Annotated in this window: 20 protein-coding genes; 13 read left to right on the plus strand and 7 right to left on the minus strand. The window is 42.4% G+C overall.

The window, feature by feature from the left end; genetic code table 11:
* Window positions 1–68: 68 nt before the first annotated feature.
* From IGJ45_RS04195 to IGJ45_RS04245, 11 genes are all read left to right on the plus strand, one after another.
* On the plus strand, window positions 69–1,019 hold the full coding sequence (locus IGJ45_RS04195) for a cell division protein FtsQ/DivIB (RefSeq protein ID WP_138371644.1): 951 nt from the start codon (window positions 69–71) through the stop codon (window positions 1,017–1,019).
* Between the two features lie 154 nt (window positions 1,020–1,173).
* Window positions 1,174–2,490 (plus strand): cell division protein FtsA, encoded by a 1,317-nt coding sequence (ftsA, locus tag IGJ45_RS04200; protein ID WP_003127640.1) that lies wholly within the window; start codon window positions 1,174–1,176, stop codon window positions 2,488–2,490.
* Window positions 2,491–2,521: 31 nt separating this feature from the next.
* On the plus strand, window positions 2,522–3,760 hold the full coding sequence (ftsZ, locus tag IGJ45_RS04205; protein WP_003127641.1) for a cell division protein FtsZ: 1,239 nt from the start codon (window positions 2,522–2,524) through the stop codon (window positions 3,758–3,760).
* A gap of 12 nt (window positions 3,761–3,772) precedes the next feature.
* Complete coding sequence (locus tag IGJ45_RS04210) at window positions 3,773–4,447, plus strand: YggS family pyridoxal phosphate-dependent enzyme (protein ID WP_349703931.1); 675 nt, start codon at window positions 3,773–3,775, stop codon at window positions 4,445–4,447.
* A 13-nt stretch (window positions 4,448–4,460) separates the two neighbouring features.
* Complete coding sequence (locus tag IGJ45_RS04215) at window positions 4,461–5,075, plus strand: cell division protein SepF (RefSeq protein WP_349703932.1); 615 nt, start codon at window positions 4,461–4,463, stop codon at window positions 5,073–5,075.
* Window positions 5,076–5,092: 17 nt separating this feature from the next.
* The gene (locus IGJ45_RS04220) at window positions 5,093–5,365 is read left to right on the plus strand and encodes a YggT family protein (protein ID WP_029487179.1); all 273 of its coding nucleotides are present in this window, start codon (window positions 5,093–5,095) and stop codon (window positions 5,363–5,365) included.
* Window positions 5,366–5,383: 18 nt separating this feature from the next.
* Entirely contained in the window at window positions 5,384–6,166 is a 783-nt protein-coding gene (locus tag IGJ45_RS04225) for an RNA-binding protein (protein ID WP_349703933.1), read from the plus strand.
* Between the two features lie 19 nt (window positions 6,167–6,185).
* Entirely contained in the window at window positions 6,186–6,935 is a 750-nt protein-coding gene (locus IGJ45_RS04230; RefSeq protein ID WP_003127647.1) for a DivIVA domain-containing protein, read from the plus strand.
* A 376-nt stretch (window positions 6,936–7,311) separates the two neighbouring features.
* Window positions 7,312–10,107: an isoleucine--tRNA ligase gene (gene ileS, locus IGJ45_RS04235; RefSeq protein WP_156248151.1), complete on the plus strand. Its 2,796-nt coding sequence runs from the start codon at window positions 7,312–7,314 to the stop codon at window positions 10,105–10,107.
* A 371-nt stretch (window positions 10,108–10,478) separates the two neighbouring features.
* The gene (gltB, locus tag IGJ45_RS04240; RefSeq protein ID WP_349703934.1) at window positions 10,479–14,966 is read left to right on the plus strand and encodes a glutamate synthase large subunit; all 4,488 of its coding nucleotides are present in this window, start codon (window positions 10,479–10,481) and stop codon (window positions 14,964–14,966) included.
* A gap of 1 nt (window position 14,967) precedes the next feature.
* A complete protein-coding gene (locus IGJ45_RS04245) occupies window positions 14,968–16,407 on the plus strand; it encodes a glutamate synthase subunit beta (RefSeq protein ID WP_438768654.1) in 1,440 nt (479 codons plus the stop codon).
* Window positions 16,408–16,544: 137 nt separating this feature from the next.
* Here the strand turns inward: IGJ45_RS04245 and IGJ45_RS04250 are convergent, their stop codons facing one another.
* From IGJ45_RS04250 to IGJ45_RS04275, 6 genes are all read right to left on the minus strand, one after another.
* Entirely contained in the window at window positions 16,545–17,102 is a 558-nt protein-coding gene (locus IGJ45_RS04250; protein ID WP_409531963.1) for a TIGR01440 family protein, read from the minus strand.
* A gap of 7 nt (window positions 17,103–17,109) precedes the next feature.
* On the minus strand, window positions 17,110–17,589 hold the full coding sequence (locus IGJ45_RS04255) for an ECF transporter S component (RefSeq protein WP_138371649.1): 480 nt from the start codon (window positions 17,587–17,589) through the stop codon (window positions 17,110–17,112).
* Window positions 17,571–18,377, minus strand: a complete 807-nt coding sequence (gene thiD / locus IGJ45_RS04260; RefSeq protein WP_349703935.1) for a bifunctional hydroxymethylpyrimidine kinase/phosphomethylpyrimidine kinase — start codon at window positions 18,375–18,377, stop codon at window positions 17,571–17,573. The genes IGJ45_RS04255 and thiD overlap by 19 nt, the downstream gene beginning before the upstream one ends.
* Window positions 18,378–18,475: 98 nt before the next feature.
* Window positions 18,476–19,999 (minus strand): glucose-6-phosphate dehydrogenase, encoded by a 1,524-nt coding sequence (gene zwf, locus IGJ45_RS04265; protein WP_060815194.1) that lies wholly within the window; start codon window positions 19,997–19,999, stop codon window positions 18,476–18,478.
* A gap of 12 nt (window positions 20,000–20,011) precedes the next feature.
* The gene (locus tag IGJ45_RS04270) at window positions 20,012–20,659 is read right to left on the minus strand and encodes a metal-dependent transcriptional regulator (protein WP_005471905.1); all 648 of its coding nucleotides are present in this window, start codon (window positions 20,657–20,659) and stop codon (window positions 20,012–20,014) included.
* 196 nt (window positions 20,660–20,855) lie between these two features.
* On the minus strand, window positions 20,856–22,091 hold the full coding sequence (locus tag IGJ45_RS04275) for an aminopeptidase (protein ID WP_003127656.1): 1,236 nt from the start codon (window positions 22,089–22,091) through the stop codon (window positions 20,856–20,858).
* Window positions 22,092–22,322: 231 nt separating this feature from the next.
* Here IGJ45_RS04275 and IGJ45_RS04280 point away from each other — a divergent pair, with 231 nt between their 5' ends.
* The gene (locus IGJ45_RS04280) at window positions 22,323–22,910 is read left to right on the plus strand and encodes a TetR/AcrR family transcriptional regulator (RefSeq protein ID WP_003127658.1); all 588 of its coding nucleotides are present in this window, start codon (window positions 22,323–22,325) and stop codon (window positions 22,908–22,910) included.
* A 69-nt stretch (window positions 22,911–22,979) separates the two neighbouring features.
* Here IGJ45_RS04280 and IGJ45_RS04285 read toward each other — a convergent pair whose 3' ends face one another.
* Complete coding sequence (locus IGJ45_RS04285; RefSeq protein WP_003127659.1) at window positions 22,980–23,420, minus strand: flavodoxin; 441 nt, start codon at window positions 23,418–23,420, stop codon at window positions 22,980–22,982.
* Between the two features lie 171 nt (window positions 23,421–23,591).
* Between IGJ45_RS04285 and map the strand changes: the two genes are divergently transcribed.
* The gene (map, locus tag IGJ45_RS04290) at window positions 23,592–24,356 is read left to right on the plus strand and encodes a type I methionyl aminopeptidase (protein WP_003127660.1); all 765 of its coding nucleotides are present in this window, start codon (window positions 23,592–23,594) and stop codon (window positions 24,354–24,356) included.
* The last annotated feature ends 26 nt before the right edge of the window (window positions 24,357–24,382 follow it).

Below are 24,382 nucleotides of genomic sequence, written 5' to 3' on the forward strand. Positions count from 1 at the left end.
AAGGAGAGATTGTCATCAGTAAAGATAAGAAATCTCATGATAATCAAACCACCCCCACGACAGAAGAATTGACCCCTTGGCAGAAAGAAAATCTGCGTTATCAAAAAGAAAAAGGCGATCAACCTGTATGGTCACCCTCTGTCATTTCCGGGATTCACTCAGATGAAGAACAATCAGAAGACCAAACAGAAGAAAAGCACGAAGAAGGCGCAGAGACTGAAGATTCAGAACAAGCTCCCCGCTCTTTTGCTGATCGATTGCCCAATTTAAAAAAATACCGTAATCGAGTATTGTTGCGCCGATTGCTGTTGATTATTGGTGTTTTGCTGATCCCGTTGTTATTTATTCTGTATTACGTCTCCCCGTTGAGTAAGTTAGCGGATGTTAAAGTCGTGGGCAATGATCAAGTGTCCGCCCAATCAATTATCGAACATTCGGAATTAACGACTGGAGAAGAAATATGGCCGCAGTATTTTGACCGCGAACAAACGGAACAAGCCATCAAAAAAGCGTTGCCTCGTGTCAAAAATGTTCAAGTAACGATCACTTCTTTAAACCAGTTCAAGATTCGGGTATCGGAGTACCAAGAGGTGGCATTGCTAGCAAGCGATAATCATTATTCACCTATTCTTGAAAGTGGTGTCGTGATCAATGAACCGAGTGACCAGCCTCTGGAAGGACTACCTATTTTAGAGAGCTTTTCGGATCAGTCAAAAATCAAAGAAGTACTGACTGCTTATCAGAAGCTCAGTCAAGAGATTCGTGAAGGAATTTCTCAAATCAAGTACACGCCTCGGGACAGTAATGACGAGTTGTTAACGATCTATATGAATGATGGTAACCAAGTGATTGTGAACATTTCAAATATGGCTAGTCAAATGCAGTATTATCCGCAAATCGCAAAAGATTTGAAAGAAGACAGTATCATCGATATGGAAGTGGGCATCTTTACCTATCCGATTTCCAATACAAAAGACAGTGACTCGGCAACAGAACAATCGACCGAAGGGGATTCTTAGGAAAAATTCAAGAGTTTTTTTCATTAACTTGTTTCTAAAAATCGCTATTATATGGTAGAATTGGTAACAGTGAACAAATTATTCTAATTAGATATAAATACGAACTTTTCAAGGTTCGCGATATATGCAAATTAAGTAGGAGGGAACCCCATCCATGGCAAAAACGGGAATGTATGTTGGCCTCGATATTGGTACGACATCTGTGAAAGTTGTTGTAGCTGAATACGTTGATAGCCAAATGAACATTATTGGTGTAGGAAATGCAAAATCAGAAGGAATCAACCGCGGAATCATTGTAGACATTGACAAGACGGTTCAAGCCATCCAAAGAGCAGTAAGACAAGCAGAAGAAAAAGCGGGTATCCAAATTCGCAGTGTGAGCGTGGGTGTGCCAGCCAATCTGTTAGAAGTTGAAAATTGCCAAGGGATGATTGCTGTCAACAGCGAATCAAAAGAAATCACAGATGACGACGTGCGTAACGTAGCATCAGCAGCGCTCGTTCGATCTACACCTCCTGAAAGACAGATCATTGCCATTTTACCGCAAGAGTTTACTGTGGATGGCTTTGAAGGGATCAAAGATCCTCGCGGAATGATCGGTGTCCGCTTGGAGATGTTTGGGGTAGTTTATACAGGCCCTAAAACGATTTTGCACAATATTCGCAAATGTGTTGAAAAGTCCGGCTTGATTGTCAACGAACTTGTAATCACACCACTAGCTTTGACTGAATCGATTTTATCAGATGGCGAAAAAGACTTTGGTACGATCGTGATTGATATTGGTGGCGGTCAAACAACGACTTCGGTAATGCATGACAAACAGTTGAAATTCACCCATGTCAATCAAGAAGGTGGAGAATTTGTAACAAAAGACATCTCTACTGTGTTGAATACTTCTTTCAATAATGCAGAAGCGCTAAAAATCAATTATGGTGATGCTTATCCTGAACGTACATCGGCAAGCGAAGAATTCCCAGTGGACGTCATTGGTAAATCTGAACCTGTCAAAATCGATGAACGGTATCTTGCTGAAATCATCGAAGCACGGATGGAGCAAATCTTTAATAAATCAAAAGATGTCTTGAATGAAATCGATGCGTTTGAATTACCAGGCGGAATTATTTTGACTGGCGGAGCTGCTAGCTTACCTGGCGTTGTCGATTTAGCACAGGAAGTCTTCGAAACAAATGTGAAATTATACGTGCCAAACCATATGGGATTGAGAAATCCGGTTTTCACTAATGTGATCAGTATCGTTGATTATTCTGCTAATTTAAGTGAAGTTTATCAGCTTGCTAAAAGCGCGATCACGGGTGAACGTACGACGCAACAACCTGTTGCTGTTCAACAAGAGATTTCTTATGAGCAGTACGAGGCTCCAGAAGAAACTTATGAAGAACCAGAAGAAGAGAAGAAAGGCGAATCGATCACGAATCGTGTCAAAGATTTCTTCTCAAATATCTTTGAATAATCTAAAACGATACTCAGGAGGAAGATAAACTATGGAATTTTCAATTGATAACAATATCAATGATGGCGCTGTAATCAAAGTTATCGGTGTCGGCGGCGGCGGCGGCAATGCTGTCAACCGTATGATCGAAGAAAACGTTAAAGGTGTCGAATTTATCGCTGCCAATACAGATGTGCAAGCATTGAAAAATTCAAAAGCTGAAACAGTGATCCAATTAGGCCCTAAATATACTCGCGGTCTAGGTGCTGGCTCTCAACCTGAAGTTGGAGAAAAAGCAGCAGAAGAAAGTGAAGACGCAATTCGTGATTCCTTGCAAGGCGCTGATATGATCTTTATCACTGCCGGCATGGGTGGAGGTACCGGAACTGGGGCAGCTCCGATTGTTGCAAAACTTGCCAAAGAAATCGGCGCATTGACAGTCGGCGTAGTAACTCGTCCATTCACATTTGAAGGACCAAAACGCGGCCGTTTCGCAGCTGAAGGAATTGCAAAACTAAAAGAAAACGTCGATACATTATTGATCATCTCCAACAACCGTTTATTGGAAGTTGTTGACAAGAAGACACCAATGCTGGAAGCATTCCGTGAAGCAGACAATGTATTGCGTCAAGGGGTACAAGGAATCTCTGATCTGATTACTGCACCAGGCTATGTCAACTTGGACTTTGCTGACGTGAAAACAGTAATGGAAAATCAAGGAACAGCATTGATGGGTATTGGTGTTGCTAGCGGCGAAGAACGTGTCATCGAAGCAACGAAAAAGGCGATCTCTTCTCCATTGCTAGAAACATCTATCGATGGTGCAGAACAAGTCTTACTGAACATCACTGGCGGATTAGACATGACTTTATTTGAAGCACAAGATGCTTCTGATATCGTAGCAAGTGCTGCAACAGGCGACGTAAACATTATTCTAGGAACTTCAATCAATGAAGACTTAGGAGATGAAATCCGTGTGACTGTGATTGCAACAGGTATCGATCCTTCAAAAAAGGAACGCTCTTCTCGTACAAGCAGACAAAGTCAAATCCATTCAATTCCACAAAAACCAACGTTAGATATGGATCAGGCGAAACCTTCACACGTAGAAGATGATCATGGCTTTGGTGATTGGGATATTCGTAAAGAACAAAACGTTCGTCCTAAAGTAGAAGAAAGCCAATTTGAGAATGTTGAAAAAAAAGAATTTGATACATTCAATAGAGATGAAGTAAAAACAAATGACGACGATGAATTAAGTACACCACCATTCTTCCGTCGCAAACGCTAGGAGGCAGAGCACATGATTTCTGAGAACTTGCACAAGATCCAGCAAGAGATCCAGGATTCTTGTGCTCTTGTTTCTAGAAAAGCAAGTGAGGTTCGTCTGGTTGCTGTGACAAAATCTGTCGATAGTGAAAAAACACGGAAGATCATCGAAGCCGGTGTCACTGACTGTGCGGAAAACCGAGTAGAAAAACTCCTGGAAAAAAAGCAGCAACTAGCAGATTTTTCAGAAGTAAACTGGCATTTTATTGGTAATTTGCAACGCAGAAAGGTAAAATCAATTATAAATGAAGTTGATTATTTCCATGCGTTAGATTCGCTGAAATTGGCGCAAGAAATTCAAAAACGAGCAGCAAAAACGATTGCTTGTTTTGTAGAAGTCAATATTTCAGGTGAAGCAAGTAAACAAGGAATTGCACCAGACGACGTTGTTTCATTTATTGAAGAGTTGCAGCCCTTTGATAAAATCAATGTCATCGGCTTGATGACCATGGCACCACTTGCTTCTTCAGAAGCAGAGCAGCTCCATTATTTTCATCAGTTGAAAGAATTACAAGAAAAAATCGCAGCGCTGCACTTGGCACATGCTCCATGTACAGAAACAAGTATGGGAATGAGTAATGATTTTGCCGTTGCGATCCAAGCGGGTGCGACAGTTGTTCGCATCGGCACCGCATTATTTCAGGAGTAAAGGAGGTTGACATATGTCTTTAAAAGAGAAATTGACCAATTTTTTTGGATTGACAGATGAAGAAGATTATTACGAAGAAAGCGTGGTAGCTCAAGAATCTGTGCGATCCCCGCAAAATATCGCCGTCAATCAAGGTAGTTCTTATGTTGCACCACGCACGACTCGTGCTGAAAATCCAACGAATACATTTTCACGAAGCCATATGCCATCACAGCAAGCGCAAGCGCAGCGTTCAACAGCATCAAGTGCGTCCCTTGAAAGACAACAACGCCCTGTCCAAAAGACAGAGGAAAAGGTCGTTTCTATGGCCCAACAACGCAGTAATCCCAAAACAAAAGAAATAAAGTCCAAGGCTGCAGGCAAGATTACTATCGTAGAACCAAGAGTTTATTCAGAAGCGATGGGAATCGCGAAACAAGTGATCAATGGCGATGCAGTACTTGTTAATTTTCATTTAATTGAGGAGTACCAAGCACGGCGAATAGTTGATTTTTTGACGGGAACAGTGTACGCTGAAGATGGCGATATCAAGCGTGTTGGAGATGAAATCTTCTTATGTACGCCAAAAGGAATGGAGATCGAGGGAACTGCTCAAACATTAGCAGATAGTAATTTCTTCGATATCTGAGTCAAGGAGGAAAGCATATTTTAGTCTTTAGGTTATTAAATCTATTCAGTGATGCAGTATATCTCTATACAGTATTATTAGTGATCTATGCCTTGCTTTCTTGGTTTCCGGGAGGATACCAATCAGCATTTGGACGTTTCTTAGCAAAAATCTGTGAACCATATCTAGGTTTGTTTGATCGTCTAAATCTGAGTTTCGCTGGCATCGACTTTACGATTGCATTTGCCATTATCGTTCTGCAGCTAGCAACGCAAGGTCTGTTCGTTCTTCTACAAGCAATCTTATTCTAACGTAAGGGGTGAATATCGGTGAACGCAAATGTCTATCAGCATTTTCGAAGCGATGAGCACCCTTTTATTGATTCTGCGCAAGGCTGGATCGAACAAGTGCAGATGCAATACGCACCCTATTTAACAGATTTTCTTGATCCGCGGCAAGCCTATATTTTAGAAAGTCTGATTCGGCAATCAACCGATTTGAGTTTTCATTTTTTTGGCGGATATGAAGCTGCTGAAAGAAGACGGTGCCTGATCTACCCAGACTATTACCAACCAGCAAGTGAAGAATTTGATTTGGTATTATTCACCATTATCTATCCAAAAAAATTCACGGTTTTAAGTCATGGGAAGGTTTTAGGAACGTTAATGGGCACAGGGGTCAAAAGGGAATACTTTGGTGACATCATTTCTGATGGGGAAAATTGGCAAGTATTTGTGGCAAGCGAAATCAGTCATTTTGTCCAAACACAGGTCGATAAAATCGGGAATGTCTCAGTTCGCCTCGAAGAAACGAAGTACACGGAATTGATCGTACCAAAAGACGGCTGGAGCGAAGAACGAGAAACGGTCAGCTCTCTCCGTTTGGATACTGTCATTTCTGCTGTCTATAATATTTCGCGCCAGCGTTCCAAACAACTCATCGAGTCTGGCAAAGTGAAAGTCAATTGGACAGAAACATTACGTCCGGATTTTATGTTGGATCTACTGGATATCGTATCAATCAGAGGATTTGGGCGTATCCAGATTCAGGGGTTAGAAGGCACGACAAAAAAAGAAAAAGTTAGATTGTTATTAGGTGTATTACGTAAATAAAACAAAGAGGTGTAAACTTATGGCATTAACTCCATTAGATATTCAAAACAAAAGCTTTTCAGTAAAAATGCGCGGTTACAATCAGGATGAAGTCGATGACTTCTTAGATATGATCGTTCGTGATTATGAAGAAGCTGTTCAAAAGAACCGTGAACTAGAAAAATCATTGAAGCATGCAGAAGAAAAACTTGAGTATTTCAATGAATTGAAAGATGCATTGAACCAATCGATCATCGTGGCTCAAGATACCGCAGACAAAGTAAAAACGAGCGCAAGCAAAGAATCTGAAGTGATCGTTACTTCTGCTCAAAACCGTGCAGATGAATTAGTAACGAATGCCGAAAAACGCGCTCATGCATTGACAACAGCTGCAGAAGAAAAAGCCAAAGAAATTCTGACGGATGCAACCAATAATGCGCGTCAATTGGCAACTGAAACCAATGATTTGAAGAAGAAAACGCGTGTTTTCCACAACAATCTTTTGGTTATGCTGCAAACACAATTAGAGCAAGTAAAAAGTCCAGAATGGGAAGAAATTTTGGCGCCATTTTCTAGCTATGTAAAAGATTCTCATCAAGTAATCAAAGAAGTTTTATCAAAAGAACTTGACAGCGAAAATGATTCTGAAGTAAACTCAGAAGCAGTGGAGAGTCCAGTAGAAATCGTGGAATCCAGTGAGAAAGAAATTGATGTAGAAGAAAATCCAGAAGTGAAAACATTGGATGATGCACGTCAATTACTAGATGAATTAAATAAAACAAATGACTAATATACAGAACAGAAAAATTTCTTATACTTTTAAAGCGAGTCTGGGAGAGTGGAAGCCGGATAAAACCCTGTAAGAAATTAGATCATCTGTTAGTCTTGGTCTTGAACAGTGGTAGAGTCCAACGTTTGATCTCGTTACCGATCAACAAAGAATTGTCACTGACAATAAAATTTGGGTGGTACCACGAACACGTTCGTCCCTTTCCGGGATGGATGTGTTTTTTTTTATAGCTTCATAGCCTATGGGCTTATTAGAAGGATTTAGTCATTTCAATGAGTGAATTCACTGAAATTGAGGCAGGATAGACAAAATTGTTTGATCGACATGTGCTTGCACATGCCATAATCATGAGTAATCAGTAAAAGGAGCGAATACAATGAAGATGAAAGAAACATTGCATCTGGGAAAAACGGCTTTTCCGATGCGGGGAAATTTGCCTAATCGCGAAATCGAATGGCAAAAAGATTGGGAAGAACAAAATATCTATCAACAAAGACAAGCACTGAACGAAGGGAAACCAACATTTGTCTTACATGATGGCCCTCCCTATGCGAATGGCAATATCCACATTGGTCATGCATTAAACAAAATCAGTAAAGACATTATTGTACGTTCTAAATCAATGTCAGGATTCCGCTCACCTTATGTACCAGGTTGGGATACGCATGGATTGCCGATCGAACAAGTGCTGACAAACAAGGGCATCAAACGCAAAGAAATGACACTTGCGGAATATCGCAAAAAATGCGAAGAGTATGCTTTGACACAAGTAGATACCCAACGTGAGGACTTTAAACGTTTAGGAATCTCAGGTGATTGGGATCATCCTTACATCACTTTGACACCTGATTACGAAGCTGCTGAAATCCGTGTATTCGGAAAGATGGCAGAAAAAGGCTACATCTATAAAGGATTAAAGCCAATCTACTGGTCACCATCCAGCGAGTCTTCATTGGCAGAAGCCGAGATCGAATACAAAGATGTCAAATCACCTTCGATCTATGTCGCTTTTCCTGTAGCAGATGGAAAAGGAATCCTTGATGAAGATACATCTTTCGTTATTTGGACGACGACACCTTGGACATTACCAGCAAACTTAGGAATTTCAGTAAACCCAACGTTTACTTATGTTCAAATCATGGCAGATGGCCGTAAATTTGTGATCGCCAAAGATTTGTTGGAGACTGTTCAAGCAGCTATTGGATGGGAAAGTGTTGAAATCTTGCAAGAAATTGCTGGAGAAAAACTAGAATACATGACTGGCCAGCATCCTTTCTATGATCGGACTTCATTGGTGATGCTAGGTGACCATGTCACGCTGGAAGCAGGTACTGGATTGGTTCATACTGCTCCTGGGCACGGGGAAGACGACTACATCGTAAGCAAAAAATACAAATTAGATGTCCTATCTCCTGTCGATAGTCGTGGGATGTTTACGGAAGAAGCACCAGGATTTGAAGGAATCTTCTATGATAAAGCGAACCCAATGATCACCGATTTGTTAGCAGAAAAAGGTGCATTATTGAAACTTGATTTCTTTGTCCATAGTTATCCTCATGATTGGCGGACCAAAAAACCTGTTATCTATCGGGCAACACCACAATGGTTTGCTTCAATCGATCAATTCCGTCAAAACATCCTTGATGAAATCGAGAAAGTGGACTGGATCATTCCTTGGGGCAAAACACGCTTGTACAACATGATTCGTGATCGAGGCGATTGGGTTATCTCACGTCAACGTGCCTGGGGGGTACCACTGCCGATTTTCTACGCCGAAAACGGCGAAGCAATCATTACGCCAGAAACGATCGAACATGTTGCAACGCTATTTGAACAACACGGATCAAATATCTGGTTTGAAAAAGAAGCCGAAGAATTATTGCCTGCAGGCTTTACGCATCCGGGTTCACCAAATGGCAAATTCTCTAAAGAAACAGATATCATGGATGTTTGGTTTGATTCTGGTTCTTCTCATGAAGCAGTCTTGCGTCAACGTCCAGAGTTGACTTTCCCAGCTGACATGTATTTGGAAGGTTCAGATCAATACCGTGGATGGTTTAACTCAAGTATCACCACAAGTGTGGCGATCAATGGGGAAGCACCTTACAAATCAGTCTTGTCTCAAGGGTTTACCTTGGATGGTGAAGGCCGGAAGATGAGTAAATCTCTTGGAAATACCATTGCTCCAGAGAAAGTAATCAAACAAATGGGTGCCGATATCCTTCGCCTATGGGTTAGCAGTGTAGATTATGAAGCAGATGTCCGAGTTTCAATGGATATTTTGAATCAAGTCTCCGAGGTTTACCGTAAGATCCGTAATACAATGCGTTTCTTATTAGCCAATACGGCTGATTTCGATCCAAAAACGGATATGGTTTCTTATGAAAACTTACGCTCTGTAGACAAATACATGCTGGTTCGATTAAACGAAACGATCAAAACCATTCGTGAAGATGGATATGAGAAATACAATTTCTTGCATATCTATAAGACGATCATCAATTTCTTGACTGGCGATCTTTCTGCTTTCTATTTAGACTTTGCGAAAGATGTTGTTTATATCGAAGCGGAAAATGATCCACAACGGCGAGCAATGCAAACTGTCTTTTACCAAACGGCAGTGGCTTTGACAAAATTGTTGACGCCAATCATTCCTCACACAGCCGAAGAAATCTGGTCTCACTTAAAAGAAGAGGAAGCCTATGTTCAACTAGCTGAATTGCCAAGTTATGAATCATTTGCGAATCAAGCTGAGTTGCTTGATATGTGGACGGCATTTCTTTCATTCCGTGACAATGTCCTGAAAGCACTAGAAGAAGCACGGAATGAAAAACTGATTGGTAAGTCATTGGAAGCAAAAGTGACCATCTATCCATCACAACCGCTGGCAGACCTATTAACGGCTGTTGATGCTGATTTGGCCCAATTATTGATCATTTCACCAGACTTCTTCGAAATCAAAGAGGCAGGAAGTGCTGCTCCAGAAGCAGCGCTACAATTTGAAGATGGTGCAATCTTGATCGAAAAAGCCGATGGTGAAGTTTGCGACCGTTGTCGGCAAGTGCGGACAGATGTCGGAGTGGATGAGAAACTGCCAACACTTTGCGGGCGTTGTGCTCATTTGGTGGAAGAATATTATCCAGAAGCCGTTGCTGAAGGCTTTGAGAAATAAAAATTAGCTGAGAAATAAAGGTAAGCCAAAAATTATTAGTGTGCCGTTGGACGATCTAAGTAGATCGTCCGATGGCACACGTTTTTTGTGATCATTTCATTGTGCTGACTTAGTTATCAGCTTTTGTGTCTTTTTCATCGTTTTCTCCTAGCAATAGCAACTAGACGACAGCAACTGATGATAAGAAGCATAGAAGTGACAAAAATGCAGCGCTAGGCAATCGTGCTTTCTTTGTCCCAATCGGTTTTACCCGTTCAGCGTTTTTGAGAGGAAGCTAGACCAACTTGCAGAAAAAGATTGCAAGATTTACATAGAAAAGGTAAACTGTTAAAAATTGGAATATTCAGAATATTTAAAGAAAGGATGAGGGGATGAGGGAAAAAGAGACATTAATGTATGATCCTCGTTTTGAAAGTGATGCTTGTGGCATGGGCTTTATCGTACAAAAAGATGGATTATACTCGAGAAAACTGATTGAAAATGCGTTGACGATGTTAGAACGAATGAATCATCGTGGCGGAACAGGAGCCGAACCAGATACAGGGGATGGGGCTGGTGTGTTGATGGCATTACCTGATCCTTTTTTTCAAGCAATTGCTTTAGCGGCAGAGATTGTTTTACCGCCGAAAGGTCACTATGCAGTAGGCATGTTTTTTTTGCCGCAAGAACGAGAATCCGCAGTCAAATTAAGAAAGGCCGTTGCTCAGGATATTCAGCAAATGGGATTTCGGGTGTTGTGGCAGCGGGAAGTTCCCTATGACTATTCGCAATGTGGTCCAGGAGCACAAAAAGTGATGCCTAGTTTTTGTCAATTCTTTATTGAAAAACCTCTCGATGTGACAGTCGGCAGAGATTTTGAGGACCGTTTGTATCATTTGCGGCGACAATTAGAAAAAAACTATGCAGCCAAGGAACTAGCCATCTGCAGTCTTTCTAGCCAAACAATCGTCTATAAAGGCATGTTACATGCTTATCAGGTCGGACTGTTTTATACGGACTTACAAGATCCGCGTATGACTTCCAGTATCGCATTGACTCATTCTCGTTTTTCAACCAATACTTTTCCTAGCTGGAATCGCGCGCAGCCTTTTCGTTTTTTAGCCCATAATGGGGAAATCAATACGTTAAGAGGAGCCGAAAATTGGATGCATAGTCATCAAATCGAAGTCTATGATGAGGAAAATTCGGACTCCGCAAAACTTGAGAATTGCATGGAATTCTTGTATCGCCAAGGGAGAGATTTACCTCAGGCGCTTTTGATGATGGTACCTGAAGCCTGGTCGAAAGAAGCCGGTTTGCCAGAAGAACTAGTTGCTTTTCATGAGTACAATGCTAGTTTTATGGCACCATGGGATGGACCGGCAGCGCTTTGTTTTACGGATGGTGAGCTGGTGGGTGCTGCTTTGGATCGCAATGGGTTGCGGCCTTCCCGCTATTCAATTACGAGGGATGGCTTAGTTGTCGTAGCATCCGAATCAGGGGTGGTTGATCTACCCGCAGCAGAGGTAATTGAAAAAGGGGTTTTAGGTCCAGCCAATATGTTTTTGGTCGATACCAAAAATGGCTTGATTTTGAGAAATAAAGAGATCAAAGAAAAATACGCGCAAGCTCATCCTTATCGCGAATGGTTGACAGAAAATTTGTTAACGATGGATGACTTACCAGAACCTCCTTTTTCTGATGGATTATCGACAGAGACATTACAGCGGTTATGGAAACTTCACGGGTACACCGACGAAGTCATCCGGACACTGCTGATCCCTATGGCTCAGACAGGAGAGGAACCGGTTATCTCCATGGGATTTGATTCACCATTAGCAATCTTAAGTGAACGTCCCCAGTCGCTTTTTACGTACTTTAAGCAACAATTCGCACAGGTAACGAATCCACCAATTGACGCGATTCGCGAAAAGCTAGTGATCGGTACAGAATTATTTCTGGGACGAGATGGCGATGTTACAAAAGATCTTAGCCAAAATTGCCATAAATTAAAAATCGCTAGTCCGATTTTAGCCACAAGCGAGTATCTGAAGATCAAACATCTAAATCAGAAACAACAATCGGCGGCAGTCCTCTCTACTCTTTATTCTGTGACTGGCAATGAGCAACAAACACTGCACCAAGCTTTGGATACTCTTTTTAAAGAAAGTGAAGCCAAAATTGATCAAGGGGCTACGATTCTCGTGTTAAGTGATCGCGAACCCATTGCACCACAACTAGGTAAGATGGCAATTCCTGTCTTGTTGGCTGTTTCGGGTTTGCATAATTACTTGGTGCGAAAAGGAAAGCGAGCGCTTGCCTCACTCATTGTTGACACGGCTGAAGTCTGCGAAGTTCATCACTATGCTATGTTAGTTGGCTACGGTGCCAGTGGGATTCATCCTTACGGGGCTTACGAAACGCTGCATTATTATGACATGAGTGATCATGTCGAAAATTATCGACAGGCCTGTGAGAAGGGACTCATAAAGATTATGTCTCGTATGGGAATTTCAACTATTGCCGGTTATCATGGTGCTCAGCTCTTTGAAGCTGTCGGTATCTCACCACAAGTCACTGAGGTTTATTTTACGGGAACTGTTTCTCGGATTGGCGGACTGTCGTTGAAACAAATCGAACAAGAGTATTTTGAGCGATACGAAGCTGCCTATGGTGAAAAACAACAGGATTATCTAGATTCGGGAGGCAGCTTTCAGTTTAAAGCAGAAGGTGAGCATCACCTTTTTAATCCCAAAACCATCTATCACTTTCAAAAAGCGGTGCGCACAGGAGATTATCAGTTGTACAAGGAGTATGCAGCTGTCATGAATCAAGAGGCTTTAAGCACACCCACGACACTTCGTTCACTATGGGAGTTCACACCTTCGCGTCAGCCAATTCCATTGGAGGAAGTAGAGCCTGCTGTCCAAATCGTCAAACGATTCAAAGTAGGAGCAATGTCTTATGGATCGCTAAGTGAGGAAGCTCATAAATGTATTGCTGAGGCAATGAATGCCATCGGAGCTAAATCAAATAGTGGAGAAGGCGGGGAACATCGCGAGCGTTTCAAAGCGGTCAACGGCAAAAATTACAATAGTCGGATCAAGCAAGTTGCTTCTGGACGTTTTGGAGTTAATGCGGAGTATTTGATGAGTGCCGATGAGTTGCAGATCAAGATGGCTCAAGGAGCGAAGCCAGGTGAAGGCGGTCAACTGCCTGGAAATAAAGTTTTCCCTTGGGTCGCTGAGATTCGCGGATCAACCCCTGGGGTTCGCTTGATTTCACCACCTCCTCATCACGATATTTATTCGATTGAAGATTTGGCACAATTGATCCATGATTTAAAGACCATCAACCCTTATGCGCGAATCAATGTGAAGCTGGTTGCCAGTACGGGTGTTGGAACGATTGCAACCGGTGTTGTCAAGGCAGGTGCTGATGTTGTTGTAATATCAGGCTATGATGGCGGTACTGGTGCTTCTCCCCGCAATTCCATCAGAGATGCGGGCTTGCCTTGGGAAATGGGGTTAGCAGAAGCTCATCAAACATTGGCACTCAATCATCTTCGTCAGCGGATGACCTTAGAAACGGATGGTAAATTGATGACGGGAAGGGATATTGCGATTGCGGCACTTTTAGGTGCTGAAGAGTACAGTTTTGCTTCATTGGCCCTTGTTGCGATAGGCTGTGTGATGATGAGAGTCTGCAGTCTGAATACTTGTCCCGTGGGTATTGCCACCCAAAATCCAGCTTTACGAAAGTTTTTTGCTGGTAAACCGGAACATATTATTCATACTATGTTTTTCTTAGCAGAAGACCTCAGAGAAATCATGGCAGAACTGGGTTTTCGTACCATTGATGAGATGGTGGGGCACACAGAAGTCTTGGTACCTCGTTTCATTGCCAAAGGGAAAGCAAAATCATTGGATTTCGCTCGCATCTTGGGTACGACACTTCCGATTGCACGTAAAGTGACGGATCCTTTTTTGGAGAAACGACAATGGCCAGAATTGGATAGTTTTGCCAAAGCAGCAATTGAAAAACAACATCCTGTTGCTATCAGTCAACCGATCAACAATATTCAACGTTCTGTTGGTGCCCGCATAGGGGGATGGATTGCAGAACGCTTTGGGAACTATGAACTTCCTCCAGGATTGCTGCAATTCAATTATCAAGGAATTGCGGGTCAAAGTTTTGGTGCCTTTGCAACGCAAGGACTTGAGCTGAGATTGGTTGGAGAAGCCAATGATTACGTAGCCAAAGGATTGAGTGGTGGCCGTTTGATCATTGTACCGCCAGCAGATGCTAGTTATGATATTGAACAGTCGCCCATTGTAGGTAATGTAGCTTGCTTTGGGGCAAATCGAGGAGAAGGATATTTCAGAGGTCTGGCAGGAGAACGTTTCTGTGTTCGAAATAGCGGAGCCAAAGTGGTTGTAGAAGGAATCGGCGATCATGGCTGCGAGTATATGACTGGAGGTGTCGCTGTTATTCTAGGCAAGACAGGCCGCAATTTTGCTGCTGGCATGTCTGGAGGTGTCGCCTATGTGTACGATCCGGAGCAAGCGTTTGCTGCTCAATGCAATTTAGAAATGGTGGAATTGTTTAAGGTAGATGAGAGCGGGGATGATGCGGTATTGAAAGAATTGATCGAGAACCATTTTGCCTATACAGATTCCTTAAAATCAGCCGAGATTCTAAGCGATTGGCTCTATCATAAGCAGTTGTTCATCAAAGTTTATCCTAAGGAATATCATCAAATGGTGGAAGCGACTCATCAATTGGCGCAACAAGGTCTCTCAGGAGATGAACTGATCGCTAAAGCTTTTGAGTCAGTTGTCGGTCCTCAGATGACGATCCCAGGAAAGGAGCATGACTAGTATGGCAGATCCTTTTGGTTTCTTAAAATACCCTCGAAAAGAAAATCCGTATCGTCCGGTAGCAGAGCGGATCACTGATTGGCAAGAACTGCAAGAACCATTGCCAGCAAGTGAGCGGCAAGAACAAGCAGCAAGATGTATGAATTGTGGCATTCCTTTTTGTCATACCGGTTCTTTCTATGGTGGGCAACGGACAGTATCTGGATGCCCCAACGATAATTTGATTCCTGAATGGAATGATCTTGTTTATCAAGGCAGGTTTCAAGCGGCTTTTGAACGGTTAGCGAAAACGAATCCATTACCTGAAATGACCGGACGGGTTTGTCCAGCTCCTTGTGAGAAAGGCTGCACGGAGGCACTAAATGGGAGCGGGGTCACGATTCATGACAATGAGCGTTTCATTATCGACACTGCATTTGAGAATGATTGGGTCCGAGCATCGGGAGAACCGCAAGCAGCAACGGGTTTCAAAATCGCCATCATTGGCAGTGGACCAGCTGGTCTATCCGCTGCTTGGCGCTTGAATCAGTTAGGTCATCAAGTGACGGTTTATGAACGCAGTGATCGTTGCGGGGGGTTGCTGATGTATGGCATCCCTAATATGAAACTAGATAAAACAGTGGTTCAGCGCAGAATCGATTTGATGGCAGAACTAGGCGTGACGTTCCTAACGAATGTCGAAGTCGGCCGCGACATTTCTGCTGAAGAATTAGAAGCTGCTTATGATCGTGTTATTATTTCTACTGGCGCCAGTGTTCCGCGGGATTTAAAGATTCCAGGAAGGTCTTTGACAGGGATTCAGTTTGCTGTTGATTATTTGACAGCAGCAACCAAAGAGGTATTGAACCATGGAAAAGCTGCGAATGAATCCTTGGCAGGCAAACACGTAGTCGTGATCGGCGGCGGAGATACCGGAAATGATTGCTTAGGGATTGCGATGCGCCAAGGGGCTGCTTCTGTTCGTCAGTTGGAAATCACGCCACAGCTTCCACCACAACGTTTAGCTGAAAATCCATGGCCTGAATACCCAATGACAGCTAAAATCGGGTATGGTCAGGAAGAAGTTGCTGCGGTTCTACAGGAACATACGTATCACAGCATTTCGACGACTGCTTTTGTAGGAGCGGAACGGGGACAGGTGATTGGGATCGAAACAGTCAAAGTAGATGAGAATTTTCAGCCAATCTCTGGTACAGAGCAAGTGATGAAAGCCGATTTAGTTTTGTTGGCAATGGGCTTCTTAGGTCCAGAAACACACTTGTTAGACACCTTCAATGTCCGTGAAATCTATGATGATTATACAACCAATAATGAACGGGTTTTGGTAGCTGGTGATGCAAAAAGAGGTCCTAGCTTAGTGATTTGGGCAATTCGAGAGGGGCGGCTCGCTGCGGAGAAAGTCGATCAATCGCTGAGGGCCTTGATTTATCAACAAATTTAGCAAAAACAACGGGAAAAATGCGACAGATAAGACAAATAAACCGAAGGCTATCTCTGAAAAGCGATGCGCAATCTTGCGCGAAGGACGAATCGTCCAAGAAGCTTAGCAGGTATCCTTCGGTTTTGTTGAATCTTTCGTCACATAGCAGATACTTTGTACTGTGCCCGCGGTCCGCCGATATATTTGGGGCGTGAGCCTAATGCAGTCACATGAGCTGCACCTAACGTTTTGATACTTGGCCGAATAGGGATCTGTACGTGTTTGACATGCATGCCGATGGCAGTATCACCAATATCGATGCCAGCTTTCGCAACGATATGCTCCACTTCAACGGGATCATCAAACAAGCGAAATGCCGCTACAGAACAAGCACCTCCCGCATGAAGTGCAGGGACAACTGCCACTTCTTCTAATTGATAATACTGAGCAGTGCTACGCTCTACAGCTAATGCACGGTTCAAGTGTTCGCATCCTTGAACCGCTAAGCGAATGCCAAGCGGATCCAACACCTCTTTAATGGTCTTAATAATGACGTAGCCTACTTCTTCGCTGGAGTTTTTGCCGATCATCCCGCCAACGACTTCGCTAGTAGAACAGCCTAAAACAAATAAATCATTTTGCGTTAAGTGTGCTGCGTCAATTACTTCAGTTGTGATGGTTACTAAGTCATTTTTAAGTTGATGAAAATCATTCATTGGAATCTTACCTCTCATTCAAAGAAAATTTTTGCGTTCGTTTTAAATAATTGACAAGCGGAAATGCTACCAATATACCAAAAACATTTTGAAGGCTATTGCTGAGAATCGAAGCAATGCCTGCTCCAAAGCCAAACATGATGGTCGTTGCTGCGGCATAGCCTAAAATCATCGTCACGCTTCCCAAACAAAGTGCCAGCAGGGGATAGTGACGAAAACGACCAGTAAAGTAGCCTTGGCAGCCATGGATCAAAATAGAAAACAATGCCCATTCTGGATAACCGGACAAAAAGTCGATCATTCCGCCGCTCAAGCTGCCGACGATCGCACCTGAAGGACCGCCTAATAAAAGAGCCGTGGTATAGATGCCGGCTTCGCAAAGGGTCACGACACCTTTTGTCTGAGGAACTGGCAGGACAAATAATAAAGAAAGAGCGGTAGTCAGTGCTGTCAGCATAGCTAACGTTGTTAGTTTCTTGGTAGACATGAGGTAACTCCTTCCCTAAAATAAGCAAGTTGATCGACATTTCCTAAAGATTTTGTCAGCTGTAGCCCATTTTCAATGCCGGCAAAAACAAAGTCTTTGGCTTGCTGTACAGCATCTGTCATTGAGCGGTCAGTAGCCAAAAGCGCAGCGATGGCAGCGGATAACGTACAACCGGCGCCGTTCGTTGTCTGTTTGGGTGATTTTGGTGTCTCAAAAAAGAAAAAGTCATCCCCATCATAGAGCAGGTCGCAGGCTTGCTGCCCGTTCAGACGAGCGCCACCTTTGATCAACACAAAAGCAGGCCCAAGTGCTTTGATTTTTTTGGCAGCTATCTTCATTTGTTCCCGAGTAGTAATGGCTTGATTTGCGAAATATTCTGCTTCAACCAAATTGGGAGTAACGATAGTGGCTAAGGAAAATAAGGATTGCAGGGCGTGTTGATACTCTTGATTGGCTTTTGTCTGTCCTTCTTTAAAAGCTAAGACTGGATCTAAGATGATCGGGCAGTCTTGGGTCACTAGGAAATTTTTCACTAATTCGATCGTTTCCAGTGTATGTAATAGGCCGATTTTGATGGCTGCTAAACGGGTGAAAGCTGTAACTGAAGCTAATTGGTCCTTCAGCGTTGCAGGAGGGATATCATAAATGGTGATTTCCTCATTGATGGCTGCGACACAAGTGAGCACCATGTGACCAAAGGTATTGAATTCTTCAAAGGTCTTGATATCTGCAGTGGCACCACCACCTGCTAAGCTGTCTAAGCCAGCAATGGTCAATACTTGTTTCATTGATTCACATCCTTTAGTCTTTCGTTTTATTATAGCGAATGGAGCAAAAATAAAAACAGCCAATTGGCTGTTTTTTTACCCATCCAATTGGCTGCTGCTTATTGATTATTTAGTAAGTTCCGTTCACGATACCATTCATCTGGTTTCCAAATCCATTCAAAGCCATCAGCTGCTAATAGATCATAGGCGGCTTTTGGTCCCATGGTCCCTGCTGAATAGTTCGGAAAATCAGGTGTTTCTTTATCCCAAGCATGTCGGATGACATCGACGATGCGCCATGATTGAGCAACTTCGTCCCAATGAGTAAAGTTGGTGCCGTCCCCATTCAAAGCATCTAAGAGCAATTTTTCATAGGCTTCTGGCGTATTTTCTACGATTTCAGTACTATTGCGGTAATCTAGTTTAACAGGAAGGGTGTCGAATCCTTGACCGATTTCTTTGCCATTTAGAGAAAGTGAAAAGCCTTCCGTCGGTTGAATATAAATCGTCAAGACATTAGGTGCTAATTTCTTCTTGCTTTCGCAATCAGTCACATCTTTCTTGAAAACATTCACTGGGACTTGCTTGAAAACGATATTGATACGGGTGCCTTTCTCTGTTAAACGTTTCCCTGTGCGTACATAAAAAGGGACTCCTGACCAGCGGAAGTTGTCGATCAAAAACTTGCCTGCGACAAATGTTTCGGTGGCAGAATCTTCCGCAACATTCATTTCTTCACGATACCCAGCAAACTGCTGATCCTCTAATTGCCCGTGAGCATACTGTCCGCGGACAAAATTGGTTTTGACTTCTTCTTCTGAATAAATGCGAATCGCATTCAATGCTTTGATTTTTTCTGTACGGAGTTCTTTTTCTGAGAAAGCGACTGGTGGTTCCATAGCTAGCAAAGAGAGAATCTGCAAGATGTGGTTTTGGACCATATCCTTTAAGGCACCACTCTTATCATAATAGCCGCCGCGTTCTTCAACGCCGAGATCTTCAGCGATATTGATTTGAACATTGTCGATATAGCGGTTGTTCCATTGCGATTCAAAAATATTATTGGCAAAACGGATTGCAGAAATATTTTGGATCATTTCTTTTCCTAGATAGTGATCGATTCGATAGATCTCTTGCTCACTGAAAACTTGATTGATTTCTTCGTTCAATTGTTTCGCAGAGGCATAGTCACTTCCGAAAGGTTTTTCAATCACCACACGATGGTAGCCTTCGGTTTCAAGCATGCCTTGTGATTTTAAATGTGAGACGATGGTACCAAAGAAGTTTGGAGACATTGCCAGATAAAACAGTTGGTTTCCTTCAAGCTGATACTTCTGATCTAGAGAATCTGCCAGCTCTTTCAATGAGTCATAGTGAGTGGTATCTGTTACATCATGAGACTGATAATAAAAATGTGAAGCGAAAGTCTCAGCTTGTTCTTTTGACTCGATCAAATCTTCGATCGTTCCCATAACAACTTCACGGTAATGTTCATCTGACCAAGGACGGCGAGCCGTACCGATTACAGCAAAATCTTCTTTAAGATCGCCTTTTTTATACAAACGGAAGAGGGAAGGGTAAAGTTTGCGTTGTGCAAGGTCACCGGTTCCGCCAAAAATAGTAAAAAGCACCTTTTTTTCCATCGTTTTCACTCCTTACAATTTATCTACAAAAATCGTACTAGCTGCTTTATAACTGACAGCAATTTCTTTATCCGCATTTTTAATGGTGATCGGTCCTTCGTAGGCAGCCGTATCAATGATCTCAAACTCTTCATGAATATTCAGGTCGATGGCTACCAGATAGTCCAACAATTCCCGTTCATCCAATACGCGAGCAATCCGGATCTTTGTCCCGACAGGGTAAGCACTCATCGTCGTTTTTTCTCCTTCGTGGACGGGTTGTCCCTGTTCGGGGATCATTCCGCCGTGAGGACAAAACTTAGGATGTCCTAGATAGGCTTCTAAATGATCAGCCAATGTCCCTGATGTGACATGTTCAAGTACCTCCGCATCATCGTGGACTTCATTCCAAGAATAATTCAAATGCTCCACTAAAAATACTTCCCATAAACGATGTTTACGAATGAGAGCACTTGCCGAAGCTAGTCCGCTTTCGGTCAATTGAACGCCTTGATAAGGAGAGTGTTCCACTAAGCCTTCTTTTAAAAGCTTAGAAATCATCTCGCTTACTGAAGCAGCAGACACATCCAGACCAGAAACGATTTGTTTGTTGTTGATTTTCTTCTGATCACCGCCCAATTCCAAGATGAGCTTCAAATAATCTTCGCGGTTTGGTGTCATGGTATTCATCCTCTCTTATCAAAGACTATCAAACTAAATTCTATCAAAAAAAGCCACAGATTACTACGGAAAAACCGTGGGAAGAAGAAGGTTTTTTATAAACCGCTTTACTTTATTCGCTTATTCTGACAGTCAGTTTTTTTAAGAAGAAGAAAACTGAGAGAATGATTCATCCTCTCAGCCTTTTTAGTGTGTATTAAGCCCAATCGCCATTTCTGAATACTGGGACTGTTGTGCCATCTTCTTTGATTCCATCGATGGACATTTGGGCAGATCCTACCATAAAGTCAACGTGTGTTTGGCTGCGGTTGAGACCAGCAGCGGCCAATTCTTCTTCGCTCATTTCTGTTCCGCCTTGTAAGCTGAATGCATAAGCCGAACCAAGAGCTAAGTGGTTTGAAGCATTTTCATCAAAAAGGGTGTTGAAGAAAATGATTCCGGATTGTGAGATTGGTGAAGGATCAGGAACAAGGGCCACTTCGCCTAAATGTTTTGCGCCTTCATCAATGGCTAATAATTTTGCTAAAACTTCTTCTCCTTGTTCTGCAGAGAAATCAACCACTTTCCCATCTTTAAAGGTGAACTTCATCCCAGAGATGATCGTTCCCGCATAGCTTAATGGTTTCGTACTTGAGATATAGCCATCGATGCGGCGGCTATCAGGAGCGGTAAAGACCTCTTCTGTTGGCATGTTTGCCATAAACTTTTCGCCACGGGCATTGAAGCTGCCGGCACCTTCCCATAAATGGTTCTTTGGCAAGCCGATAATAATGTCTGTGCCTGGGGCAGTATAATGCAACGCTGTGAATTGTTCTTCGTTGAGTTCATTGGCTTTTTCTTGCAACGTTTTATCATGATTCTTCCAAGCTGCCACAGGGTCTTCTTCATAGATGCGCGTTGTTTTGAAAATTTGATCCCAAAGCAAGTCTTGCGCTTCTTCTGGTGTTGCATCAGGGAAGACTTTTTGTGCCCAATCTTGACCAGCGGCTGCCACAACCGTCCAGCTCACTTTGTTGGCTTGGGTTGCTTTTCGCAAGTTAATCATGGCTTTCCCCGAGGCGGCTTGATAAGTCGCTACGCGGTCTGAATCTACACCTGCTAATGCATCGGGATTGGCTGAAACCACACTGATACGGCTCGCACCTTTTGCTACCCAATCGTCTGTTTGATCGATTTTGTATTGAGGAATCGTTTCCAAGCGATCGCTGTCGGCGTGGGCAAGAAATTCTTTTTGAACGACATCATCTGTCCATTGAACGATGACTTCTGCTGCCCCTAATGCATAGGCTTTTTTTGTCAAAAGGCGAGCCAAAGGTGCTTGATCAACAGCGATTTGGATGACGATCGTATGGCCTTTTTGAACATTGACGCCAACTTCTGTGATTAGTTGGGCATATTTCTCAAGATTTTGATTAAAATTTGGTAAAACCATTAAAATTCCTCCTAATTTTTCTAACTATAACTTTCTCTATGATAGCACTATCTTTTTTTGAAAACAAATGAAATCGAAGTCAAAAAAACAGATTTTTTCATGCTGAATTGGAAGCAAATAGGGACTAGGACAATCTTAAAAGTTGTTTTGCAATCTTAAAAAAACATGATACAATGAATAAAAGGTTTTTCTGAAAGCGATGTATAGCAGAATTAAGGAGATTAAAAAATTATGGCAAGAAAGAAAACAATTACTAGAGACCAGATTTTAAAAGCTGCCTATGAAGTTGTCGCAACCGAAGGATTCACACGTTTTACCGCACGTAATATTGCAGCGAAAATGAAGTGTTCAACCCAACCGATTTACTTAGAATTCAAAAACATGGATGACCTTAAAAGTGCCTTGATCAATCAAATTTATGATTATCTAGCAACAGAAGTATTTCCCATTGAGAGACGTGGGGACGTGATCGTCGATCTGACTTTGAATTACATTGGTTTTGCGAATAAAGAAAAACGCTTGTATCGCGCGCTTTACCTGGAAGAGTATGGCGGTGGCGATTCCATGCAAAAATTTTCTTTTGATTTATTCGTCAAATCTGTGAAAAAAGATCCGAAATATCAGGATTTAACAGAAGTCGAACTGAAATCATTGCATACGGGTGTATGGATCGTTGCCACTGGATTAGCCGCATTGATGTCTTCGGGAATTCTTCATCCGACGGAAGACCAAATTGCAAAATTGATGACCGAGACCGCAGAAAATATCATTCATCGAGAAACACCGATTGATATTTCATACAAGTCATTCGATCAATAATTAAATCATACGTAAAGAGAAAAAAAGCATGTACCCAGCGTGGGATACATGCTTTTTTATGTATGCGCATCAAAGAGATGCAACGATTTTTTTCGCAAAGTCTTCTAAGTTTTGAATGTCTTCTTCTTCGGCAGCCAAATCAACTTTGACGCTTTCTGCTCCTTTGATAGCACCGGTCTTGGCAAAAGCTGCTTCAAAATCATCGACAGATTTGCAAAAATCATCGTAGAACGTGTCACCTGAACCGCAAACACCAAATGTTTTTCCACTCAGGTCTAATTCTTGCAAGTCTTCATAGAAATCAACGATCTCGTCTGGCAGTTCACCATCACCATAGGTATAAGTGGCTACAATGCAAATATCTGCCTCTTCGAATTCATCGGCATCTACTTGCGTACATTCATTGATATCTACCTCAATAGCCAGATTTTCAAGTGCTTCTGCAACGATATCAGCTATTTCTTCGGTGTTGCCTGTCATGCTTGCGTAAACGATTTTAGCTAAAGTCATAAATAAGTCCTCCGATCCTTTAACGGTCAACAGTAAAAACCCTCTCTGATTATAGCAAACCCAGTCAAGAATAACAATTCTTGAAAAAAGTCTTAGGTGAATCAGCAGACTTTGTAAAATTCTTGCTTTCTATGGTAAAATAAGAGGAATTTAAATAAGGGAGACGAGAAAATGATAACATTAAAATCTGCCAGAGAGATTGATCAAATGGCTGAGTCCGGCGCATTACTTGCGGACGTTCATAAACAACTTCGTACGTTTATTAAACCAGGGATCACTAGCTGGGATATCGAAGTATTTGTGAGAAATTATATTGAAAGCCATGGCGGAATCGCTGCACAGATCGGCTTTGAAGATTATAAATATGCGACTTGCTGCAGCATCAACAATGAGATTTGTCATGGGTTTCCCCGAAAAAAAGTATTAAAAAATGGTGATCTGATCAAAGTAGATATGTGTATTGATCTAAAAGGCGGAATCTCCGATTCTTGCTGGAGTTATGTCGTAGGTGAATCGACCCCAGAAATCGATCGTTTAATGGAAGTAACGAAAAAAGCGATGTATTTGGGAATCGAACAAGCACAAGTTGGGAATCGAATCGGTGATATTGGTCATGCGATCCAAACGTATGCGGAAGGTGAAGGCTATGGTGTTGTCCGTGATTTTGTCGGTCATGGCATTGGTCCAACGATCCACGAAGCACCAATGATTCCTCATTATGGCGAAGCAGGGAAAGGCCTGCGCTTGAAAGAAGGGATGGTCATCACGATCGAGCCGATGATCAACACAGGAACTTGGAAAATGAAGATGGATCCAAATGGTTGGACAGCGTACACACTTGATGGTGGATTGAGTTGTCAATATGAGCATAGCTTAGCTATCACAAAAGATGGTCCACGGATCTTGACTTCTCAAGGAGAAGAAGGAACCTACTAGAAAAGAATGGACGGATGTCGGAGGAA

Source organism: Enterococcus sp. DIV0574, assembly GCF_051711125.1.
Classification (GTDB): Bacteria; Bacillota; Bacilli; order Lactobacillales; family Enterococcaceae; genus Enterococcus_D; species Enterococcus_D gallinarum.

Coding starts and splice junctions, on each gene's coding strand:
- IGJ45_RS04230 (WP_003127647.1), top strand. CDS start 6,186: ATGGCATTAACTCCATTAGATATTCAAAACAAAAGCTTTTCAGTAAAA.
- IGJ45_RS04245 (WP_438768654.1), top strand. CDS start 14,968: ATGGCAGATCCTTTTGGTTTCTTAAAATACCCTCGAAAAGAAAATCCG.
- IGJ45_RS04270 (WP_005471905.1), bottom strand. CDS start 20,659: ATGACACCAAACCGCGAAGATTATTTGAAGCTCATCTTGGAATTGGGC.
- IGJ45_RS04250 (WP_409531963.1), bottom strand. CDS start 17,102: ATGAATGATTTTCATCAACTTAAAAATGACTTAGTAACCATCACAACT.
- ileS (WP_156248151.1), top strand. CDS start 7,312: ATGAAGATGAAAGAAACATTGCATCTGGGAAAAACGGCTTTTCCGATG.
- IGJ45_RS04275 (WP_003127656.1), bottom strand. CDS start 22,091: ATGGTTTTACCAAATTTTAATCAAAATCTTGAGAAATATGCCCAACTA.
- zwf (WP_060815194.1), bottom strand. CDS start 19,999: ATGGAAAAAAAGGTGCTTTTTACTATTTTTGGCGGAACCGGTGACCTT.
- map (WP_003127660.1), top strand. CDS start 23,592: ATGATAACATTAAAATCTGCCAGAGAGATTGATCAAATGGCTGAGTCC.
- IGJ45_RS04210 (WP_349703931.1), top strand. CDS start 3,773: ATGATTTCTGAGAACTTGCACAAGATCCAGCAAGAGATCCAGGATTCT.
- ftsA (WP_003127640.1), top strand. CDS start 1,174: ATGGCAAAAACGGGAATGTATGTTGGCCTCGATATTGGTACGACATCT.
- gltB (WP_349703934.1), top strand. CDS start 10,479: ATGAGGGAAAAAGAGACATTAATGTATGATCCTCGTTTTGAAAGTGAT.
- IGJ45_RS04280 (WP_003127658.1), top strand. CDS start 22,323: ATGGCAAGAAAGAAAACAATTACTAGAGACCAGATTTTAAAAGCTGCC.
- ftsZ (WP_003127641.1), top strand. CDS start 2,522: ATGGAATTTTCAATTGATAACAATATCAATGATGGCGCTGTAATCAAA.
- IGJ45_RS04215 (WP_349703932.1), top strand. CDS start 4,461: ATGTCTTTAAAAGAGAAATTGACCAATTTTTTTGGATTGACAGATGAA.
- IGJ45_RS04285 (WP_003127659.1), bottom strand. CDS start 23,420: ATGACTTTAGCTAAAATCGTTTACGCAAGCATGACAGGCAACACCGAA.
- IGJ45_RS04255 (WP_138371649.1), bottom strand. CDS start 17,589: ATGTCTACCAAGAAACTAACAACGTTAGCTATGCTGACAGCACTGACT.
- thiD (WP_349703935.1), bottom strand. CDS start 18,377: ATGAAACAAGTATTGACCATTGCTGGCTTAGACAGCTTAGCAGGTGGT.